Origin of the sequence: Sorangium sp. So ce185, from assembly GCF_051526825.1 — a bacterium.
Classification (GTDB): Bacteria; Myxococcota_A; Polyangia; order Polyangiales; family Polyangiaceae; genus Sorangium; species Sorangium cellulosum_D.
This window is the reverse complement of the sequence record NZ_CP150316.1, coordinates 10,492,870-10,500,846: the sequence shown is the minus strand read 5'-3', so window position 1 is coordinate 10,500,846 and position 7,977 is coordinate 10,492,870. Positions and strand designations below refer to the sequence as shown.

Genomic DNA, 7,977 nt, shown 5'->3' with positions numbered 1-7,977 from the left:
CGAGGCGGCGCGCCGTGGGCGCCGGCGCGCCCGATTCCAGCGGTATTTTGCGGCTTTGGGGTGCCTCTCCGGCCCGCGGCGGCGCCGCGCCGCGGGCCCTCCCGGCGGCGCGTTCCCCCGCTGGCGCGCCGCTCCGGCGCGGCCTTTCAGGGGTCCGCGCGATGCCCGCTCTCAGAAATCGCGATTTCTCCCCGCATTTTTGTCTTTTTTTGTCCTGAGTCGTGTGTAAGGTTCACTAAGGCTGTGCGCGGCGAGGTGTCGCGCGCGAGCTCATGTCCGAGGAGAGTGCCATGGCAACTAAGAAGACGGCCGGGGGCGGCGCGAAGAAGACGTTGAGCAAGAGCGGCCTGATCCAGGCCATCACCGAAGCTGCCGGTGATGAGCTGAGCCGCAAGCAGGTGAAGAACGTTCTCGAGTCCCTCATCACGATCGGTCATCGCGAGCTGAAGAAGTCGGGCGTGTTCACGCTCCCCGGCTTTGCGAAGTTCCGGGTGGTCAAGCGCCCTGCGACGAAGGCGCGCCAGGGGATCAACCCGTTTACCAAGCAGCCGATGACCTTCGCCGCGAAGCCGGCGAGCAAGTCGGTCCGCGCTCGGCCGATCAAGGCCATCAAGGACGCGCTCCTCTAGGCAACAGGATCTCCCAGCGGAGCGCAGGGCGGCCACGGCGACGTGGCCGTTCTTGCTCCATGGCCCCGCGCCAGCCCTTTCGGCGCCCGTGGCGTGGGGGCGAGGCCTCCCGCGCGCCGTCGGCCGCGCGCCGGCCGGACGCCGGCTCCCGGGGCCGGCGGCGCGAGGCGGCGAGCGCCGCCCGCGCCGTCACGCCGCGGCGTGCGTCATTTCTTGCGGCTGTAGGCCTGCGCCGCCACCGGACCCGAGCCGGTGCGCGCTTTGACGACCAGCTTCACCGTCGCCGGCAGGGGGAACGGCCATTGGTAGCAGCTCTGCTTGGCGCCGATGGCGGCAGTCGGGCCGGTGTCCGAGTCGACCGCGAGCACCGGTTTCAGGTTGAGCGCGGCGAGCGCCGGCTGACCTCCGGCGTTGAGGTCGAGCTCCAGCTGCAGATCGACCTCGGTGACGGTGGGGAGCGCCTGCGCCAGGAACGTGTAGCAATAGCCCGGTTGGAGCATGAAGGTCTGCCCCGAGGCCGTCTGCCCCTCGGGGACCACGTTGCACACCGGTGCCCCCTCCGGCTGCATCTTCGGCGCCTCGCCGGAGGCGCGGCCCTGGAACATGGTGGTCATCGCCAGCGACTGGACTCCATCGCAGGGCGCTGCCGTGGGCACCGCGACCGGGGGCAGGCCGGCGTCCGGGGGCGGGGCGGACACCGTCGGCTGCGGGGGCGGCAGCGCCCCCGCGTCCGGGGGCTCGTCCGCGAACTCCGACTCCTTGCTGCCGCCGCCGCAGCCCAGCGCTGCCGCCGCGAGAGCCAAGAGCACTGCTGAACCCAACGACCTACCCGTCACCGTCATCTGCGGCCTCCTCGCGCACGCCCTGCCGCACGCCGCGGCTCCTCGTTCGGACAGCTGCGCTCGCGGGCGCTCATACACCCGAAGGAGGCCGGGGGCTACGAGCGAGGCGCCTTCGCCCGGGCGGGCCAGCGCAGGCGCGCCCGCGGCGGCGGCCCCGCTCGCGCGCCGCTCGCGCCGCTCAGCCGGACCCGCCCACGAGCTCGCGCAGGATGCACATGCGCGCGACGAGGAGCGCCTCGGGCCGGATCGCGTGGTCGAGGTACGCGGCCGAGTTCGCCTCCACCAGCGACTCGCGCAGCATCCCCTGCTCCAGGAAGGTGACCGCGCGCCCGAGGTGCAGCCGCGCCCTGTCGGCCGCGATCCCCATGCCGGCGCTCGCCAGCATCTCTCGTTCCAGGAACCACCGCGAAAACTCTCCGGGACGATCGAGCTTCGCGCGGGAGCCTTGGTCGGTCATGACGTAGGCTACCTCACTTTTTGCTCCTCGGCCAGCCGAGCCCGGCGGCGGTGACGCTGGAAATCATGGCAGAAACAGCATGAATCCGCCGGACGGGCGCGATGAAAGCCGGGGCGTGACCCGTCCAAAGCCACATCCGGCGAACGGCCCTGAAGCCCGGTGGATCGGGCCCCGGGCCCGCTCCGCGGAGCTCCCGCGAGCGATCGGTTGCGTCGCGAGCCCGTCAGTGAGATTGAACGCGGCGTTCTGCCGGAATTCGAGGAGGTTCTTTTGCTCCGTACGTTGGGCGTCCTGCCAGCCATGGTCCTCACCGCCGCCCTCGCTGCTGGTTGTCAACAGCGAGAGGCCTCCCCACCGCCGAGCTACGCGAACCAGCCCCCGCCCGGCTACTACCAGCAGCCCGGCTACCAGCAGCCTGGGTACCAGCAGCCCGGCTATCAGCAGCCGGGGTATCAGCAACCCGGGTATCAGCAGCCCGGCTACCAGCAGCCCGGGTATCAGCAGCCGCAGCCCGGGTACCAGCAGCCGGCCCCGACGCAGCCCGCCCCGACGCAGCCGGCGCCGACGCAGCCCGCCCCGACGACCTCGGCGCAGCCCGGCGGCTTCCCGTGGCCGTTCCCGTTCCCTGGCCAGACCGGTGGCCAGCAGACCGGCGGCCAGCAGCCCGCGCCGAGCGGCAGCGGGAGCAGCTCCGGCAGCGCGTCGCCGGTCGACCCGAACTTCGCCTCTGCCGCGACCATCCCGCTGAACAACCTCGCCGCGACCGAGGCGCCGGGGATGACGAAGGAGGGAGGGCCGATCGCGGGCCAGTTCAGCGCCGGGCAGACCCTCGAGCAGCAGATCCAGCTGATGCCCGGCAAGTGCTACACGATCCTCGGCGTCGGCGCGGGGATCACCGAGCTCGACATCAGCCTCGTCGCGCTGACCCCCATCCCGATGGGCTCGTCGGTGCTGGCGCAGGACAACCTGACCGGCGCCAACGCCGCGCTCGGCGGCCGGGGCAATTGCTACCGCTGGTCGCTGCCCGTGGGCATCAACGCCAAGTACATCGTCAAGGCCACCGCCGGCTCGGGCGTGGCCGCCGCGCAGCTCTACGTGAAGTGACGCGCGAAAGCGCCGAGGACGCCGGGAGATCTCTCTCCGGGCGTCCTCGGGGGCTCGCCGTGAAGCGACACGCGAAAGCGCCGAGGACGCCGGGAGATCTCTCTCCGGGCGTCCTCGGGGGCTCGCTCCGTCGGTCGGCGCTTGGTGTTAGACGCGGATCCCGGGCGCCGGGAAGCCGCGGCAGAGCTCCGCGACCTCGGCGGCGATGCGCGCGATGCGCGCCTCGTCGTTGACGTTCTGCGCCACGTCATCCATCCACGCCGCCAGGCGCTCCATCTCGGCGACGCCCATGCCGCGCGACGTCACCGCCGGCGTGCCGATGCGGAGCCCCGACGGATCGAACGGCTTGCGCGGGTCGAACGGGATCGAGTTGTAGTTGGCCACGATGCCCGCGCGATCGAGCGCCTGCGCGTACGGCTTCCCGCCGATCCCCTTCGAGGTCATGTCGATGAGCAGGAGGTGGTTGTCGGTCCCGCCCGTGATGAGCCGGAAGCCGCGCGACTCCAGCGCGCGCCCGAGCGCCTGCGCGTTCTGCACGATCTGCTTCGCGTAATCTCGGAACCCGTCCTCCGAGGCCTCCTTCGCCGCGACCGCGATCGCCGCGGTCGTGTGGTTGTGCGGCCCGCCCTGGAGGCCCGGGAACACCGCCTTGTCGATCGCGCTCGCGTGCTCCTTCTTGCAGAGGATCATCGCGCCGCGCGGGCCCCGGAACGTCTTGTGCGTCGTCGACGTCACCACGTCGGCGATGCCCACCGGCGACGGGTGCGCCCCGCCGGCCACGAGCCCCGCGATGTGCGCGATGTCCGCCGCCAGGATCGCCCCGACCTCGTCGGCGATCGACCGGAACGCGGCGAAGTCGATCGTGCGCGGGTACGCCGTCGTCCCGCACCAGATGAGCTTCGGCCGGTGGGCGCGCGCCAGGTCGCGCACCTGGTCCAGGTCGATGCGGTGATCGCTCTCGCGCACCCCGTACGGGACGCTCTTGAAGTACTTCCCCGTGATGCTCACCGTCCAGCCGTGGGTCAGGTGCCCGCCCGCGGGCAGGCCGAGGCCCATGATCGTGTCGTTCGCCTGCGCGAACGCGAGGTAGACGGCGAGGTTGGCCGGGCTCCCGGAGTAGGGCTGCACGTTCACGTGGTCGGCCCCGAACAGCTTGGCCACCCGCGTGCGCGCGAGCTCCTCGACCACGTCGATCTGCTGCTGGCCCTCGTAATACCGCTTGTGCGGGTAGCCCTCGGAGTACTTGTTCGTCAGCACCGAGCCGGTCGCCTCGAGCACCGCCCGAGACACGTAGTTCTCGCTGGCGATCAGCCGGAGCGTGTCCGCCTCGCGGCGCTCCTCCAGGCGGATCAGCTCGGCGATCTCCGGATCGACCTCGCTCAGCGGCCGCAGGCCCTGCACGTCGTTCTTCACGCTCATACCTCGAACTCCCCGCGTGAAAGGATGTCGGTGACCCGCCAGAGGAACGAGTTCGCCAGCACCCCGTCGATGATGCGGTGGTCGTAGGACAGCGCGAGGAACATGACCGGATGGATCGCGATCGAGTCCTCCTTGTCCTTCGTGACCACCACGACGCGCTTCTTGATCTCCCCCATCCTCAGGATGCCGACGTTCGGCTGTGAGATGATCGCGCCGCCGAACAGGTTGCCCTTGAGGCCGGGGTTGGAGACCGTGAAGGTCGTGTTCGCCAGGTCGTCGGCGGTGATCTTGCCCGACTTCGCCCGCCCGGCCAGCTCGTCGATGCTCCGCGCGATGCCGCGCAGCGACAGCTCGTCCGCGTGCTTGATGCTCGGGACGATGAGGCCGCCGGGCGTGTCCACCGCCACGCCGAGGTTGACGTCGCGCAGCACCACGTACGAGTTCTCGAGCACGCGCGCGTTGAACTCCGGGTGCTCGCGCAGCGCGCGGACGGCCGCGGCGCAGATGAAGGACAGGAACGTCAGCGACACCCCCGCCTTCTTGAACTCGTCCTTGTGCGCGTCGCGCAGCTTCGACGTCTCGTGCAGGTCGACCTCGGCGACCGTCACCACGTGCGGCGAGGTCACCTTGGAATAGACCATGTGGTCGGCCGTGATGCGGCGGCGGCGGCTGAAGGGCACCACCTTGTCGCCCGGCTTGGGCGTGTAGGGCGGCACCTTGTACGCGCCGTACCCGACGCCGGGCACCGGCGGCACGAACCCGCCGCTCGACTGGATGAGCTGCGACAGCTCGGCCGCCTGGCTCGCGGCGATCCCCGGCGAGGGCGCCGCGCTCGCCTGCGGCGCCGGCGCCGGCTCGGCCGCCGCGCCGTGCGCCGCGCGCATCACGTCGTCGCGGGTGATCCGACCGTGCTCGCCGGTCCCCTGCACGCCGCGCAGATCGACGCCCGCCTCGAGCGCCAGCTTCTTCGTCGACGGGCTCGACAGCGGGCGGGCGCTCTCGTCATGCCCGTTGCTGCCCGGCGCGGGCGCGGGCGCGGGCGCGGGCGCCGGGGAGCTGGCCGCGGCCGCGGCCTGCGGGCGCTGCTCCGCTGCGCCCTGCGCCTCCGCCGCCTCGTCGATCTGGCAGAGCAGACCCTCCTTGGCGACCACGGATCCCTCGGCCGCCGCGATCCGCGTGACGCGACCGGCGGTCGGCGCCGGGATCTCCGTGTCTGCCTTGTCGGTCGCAACCTCGAGCAGCGGCTGCTCGCGCTTGACGAAATCGCCCTCGCGCACGAGCCACCTCGAGACGGTCCCCTCGAGCACGCTCTCGCCGAGCTGCGGCATGCGAACATCGACCATCGCTTCTCGCTCCTCCAACGCGCGCCGCCGTGAGCGCCCGTTTCTCGGGGCAAGGCGGCACGGTCGTATACGCCGCCCGCCCTTCGAGAGCAACGACACAGTGTTCGTCCGCTGCGTATCTTTATTCACCCTGCTTCACCCTGCTTCACCCTCCCGGTGCCTGGCGAGCCGCCCCCGCCGACACGCCCGGCGCAGGAGGGCTGGAATCGTACGTGGAATCGCACGTCGACGCACGTAGACGCTGGCGCGCCCGAGCCGGTAAAAGGGCCCGGTGCGTGACGCCGCGCCGGATGTGACCGCGGTCCCTCGTCCCCGGGCCGCCTCGACCGAGATCGCGCGCGAGCGCCCCGACGCCGGGCCGGCGCGCGTCGCGGGGGCGCGGGCGATCTGCGCGGTCTCGCTCGGCGCGATCGCGTTCCTGCTGCTGCAGATCTTGACCTACGGCTACGGCCGCGATCAGGGCATCTACGCCATGGTCGCGCGGGCGGTGCTCGACGGCGGCATGCCGTACCGCGACGCGTTCGATTTCAAGCCGCCCGGCATCTTCTTGATCTACGCGCTCGCGCGCGCGCTCTTCGGCCCGGCGCAGTGGGGCATCCGCGCCCTCGAGGTCGCCGGCCTCGCCGGCATGTGCCTCGCGATGACGTCGCTCGCCGGCCGCGCCTTCGGCGATCGCCGGATCGGGATCGTCGCCGCCGCGCTCGCCGTGCTCGTGCACGCCCAGCTCGATTTCTGGCACACGGCGCAGCCCGAGTCGTTCGGCGGCATGCTCACCGTCGCCGCCCTGCTCGTGGCCGCGCGCGGCGTGGGGCAGGGCCGCGCCGCCGGCGGGCCGCGCCCCACCCCGCGCGCGGCCGCGCTGGTCGCTTCGGGCGCGCTCTTCGGCGCCGCCGGCCTCCTCAAGCCGCCCCTCGCCGGCGGCGGCGTCGTGCTCGCCGTCGCGCTGGCCGCGCCCGCCCTCGCCGAGCTCGCGCGGCGCGGCGCGGCGCTCGCGCGGCGCGGCGCCGCGAGCGCCGCGGCCGTCCGGCCCGCGATCGAGGTCGAGCCGGCGCGCTCTCTTCCGGGCGCGCCGCCGGACGCGCCCGCAGGCTCTCTTCCAGGCGCGCCGCCGGACGCCCCCGCACCCTCGCTTCCGGGCGCGCCCGCGCGCTCTTCCGCGCCCGCGCTCGTGTGGGCCGCGCTCCGGCCCGCCCTGCTCATCGCGCTGGGCGGCGTGCTCCCCGTGCTCGCCTGCGTCGCGTGGTTCGCCGCGAAGGGGGCGCTCGGCGATCTGTGGGAGGTCCTCTTCGTCTTCACGCCGCATTACACCGCGCTCGGGTGGCGCGGCGTGGGCGTGCTCGAGATGGCGTGGCACGGCGTCAGCGAGTGGCTCGTCCGGTACTCCGGCCCGATCGCGCTCGGCCTGGTCTGCTTGCTCGCGCTGCACCCCGAGCGCCACGAGCGCGCGGGCGTGGCGCTGTTCGCGGGCGTGATCGCCATGCACCTCGCCGGCGTGGTGATGCAGGCGAAGTTCTTCCCGTACCATTACGGCGCGACCTGGCCGCTCACCGCGATGCTCGCCGCGCTCGGCCTCTGGAAGGCGTGGCAGCGCTGCGTCCGGCGCGGCGCGCGGGCGGCCGCCGCGCTCGTCGCGGCGCTCGTCGCTGCCGCTTTCGCCCGCTCCGCGACCAAGGACGTGGCCGACGCCTACCTCGATCGCTGCGCCGAGCGGCTCGCGCTGCTCGCCGCGGGCGCGCGGGACCAGGGCCGTCTCGACCGCCTCGCCTCGGTGGCCGACGTGAACGCCGCGGCGAACCGCGCGGTCGCCGCGTGGCTGCGCGAGCGCGTCGCGCCGGGGCGGCCGGTGCTCGTGTGGGGCTTCGAGCCGGTGATCTACGACCTCGCCGATCGCCCGCCGGCGACGCGTTACCTCTACAACGTCCCGCAGCGCGCGGCGTGGGCCCGGCAGGAGGCGCGCGACGCGCTCATGCGCGACCTCGCCGCGAGCCCGCCGGCGGCGATCGTGGTCGAGCGCCACGACGTCTTCCCGTCGGTGACCGGCGACGCGCTCGACTCGCGCGACACGCTGGACGGGTTCCCGGCGCTCGCGGGGCTCATCGACGATCGCTACGAGCTCGCCGTGCTCATCGAGGATTTCGAGATCTACCTGGAGCGCTGAGGGGCGGGTCGGCGCGGGGGCGGCG

Annotated in this window: 7 protein-coding genes; 3 read left to right on the top strand and 4 right to left on the bottom strand. The window is 72.8% G+C overall.

Annotated elements, in window-relative coordinates; all coding sequences use genetic code 11:
* Window positions 1-290: 290 nt before the first annotated feature.
* Complete coding sequence (locus tag WMF26_RS38565; protein ID WP_020739698.1) at window positions 291-629, top strand: HU family DNA-binding protein; 339 nt, start codon at window positions 291-293, stop codon at window positions 627-629.
* Window positions 630-835: 206 nt separating this feature from the next.
* Here the strand turns inward: WMF26_RS38565 and WMF26_RS38560 are convergent, their stop codons facing one another.
* Together WMF26_RS38560 and WMF26_RS38555 are read right to left on the bottom strand one after the other, a co-directional pair.
* Window positions 836-1,438: a hypothetical protein gene (locus WMF26_RS38560; protein ID WP_437568221.1), complete on the bottom strand. Its 603-nt coding sequence runs from the start codon at window positions 1,436-1,438 to the stop codon at window positions 836-838.
* A gap of 211 nt (window positions 1,439-1,649) precedes the next feature.
* Window positions 1,650-1,928: a hypothetical protein gene (locus tag WMF26_RS38555; protein ID WP_061626740.1), complete on the bottom strand. Its 279-nt coding sequence runs from the start codon at window positions 1,926-1,928 to the stop codon at window positions 1,650-1,652.
* Between the two features lie 270 nt (window positions 1,929-2,198).
* On the opposite strand from WMF26_RS38555, the gene WMF26_RS38550 reads away from it, so the two are divergent.
* Complete coding sequence (locus tag WMF26_RS38550; protein WP_437996787.1) at window positions 2,199-3,032, top strand: hypothetical protein; 834 nt, start codon at window positions 2,199-2,201, stop codon at window positions 3,030-3,032.
* A gap of 147 nt (window positions 3,033-3,179) precedes the next feature.
* On the opposite strand, the gene glyA is transcribed toward WMF26_RS38550, so the two are convergent.
* Together glyA and WMF26_RS38540 are read right to left on the bottom strand one after the other, a co-directional pair.
* Window positions 3,180-4,451 (bottom strand): serine hydroxymethyltransferase, encoded by a 1,272-nt coding sequence (gene glyA / locus WMF26_RS38545; protein ID WP_437996786.1) that lies wholly within the window; start codon window positions 4,449-4,451, stop codon window positions 3,180-3,182.
* A complete protein-coding gene (locus tag WMF26_RS38540) occupies window positions 4,448-5,794 on the bottom strand; it encodes a dihydrolipoamide acetyltransferase family protein (RefSeq protein ID WP_437996785.1) in 1,347 nt (448 codons plus the stop codon). The genes glyA and WMF26_RS38540 overlap by 4 nt, the downstream gene beginning before the upstream one ends.
* Before the next feature lie 271 nt (window positions 5,795-6,065).
* On the opposite strand from WMF26_RS38540, the gene WMF26_RS38535 reads away from it, so the two are divergent.
* Window positions 6,066-7,952: a glycosyltransferase family 39 protein gene (locus tag WMF26_RS38535; protein WP_437996784.1), complete on the top strand. Its 1,887-nt coding sequence runs from the start codon at window positions 6,066-6,068 to the stop codon at window positions 7,950-7,952.
* Window positions 7,953-7,977: the final 25 nt, after the last annotated feature.

Coding starts and splice junctions, on each gene's coding strand:
- glyA (WP_437996786.1), bottom strand. CDS start 4,451: ATGAGCGTGAAGAACGACGTGCAGGGCCTGCGGCCGCTGAGCGAGGTC.
- WMF26_RS38555 (WP_061626740.1), bottom strand. CDS start 1,928: ATGACCGACCAAGGCTCCCGCGCGAAGCTCGATCGTCCCGGAGAGTTT.
- WMF26_RS38540 (WP_437996785.1), bottom strand. CDS start 5,794: ATGGTCGATGTTCGCATGCCGCAGCTCGGCGAGAGCGTGCTCGAGGGG.
- WMF26_RS38565 (WP_020739698.1), top strand. CDS start 291: ATGGCAACTAAGAAGACGGCCGGGGGCGGCGCGAAGAAGACGTTGAGC.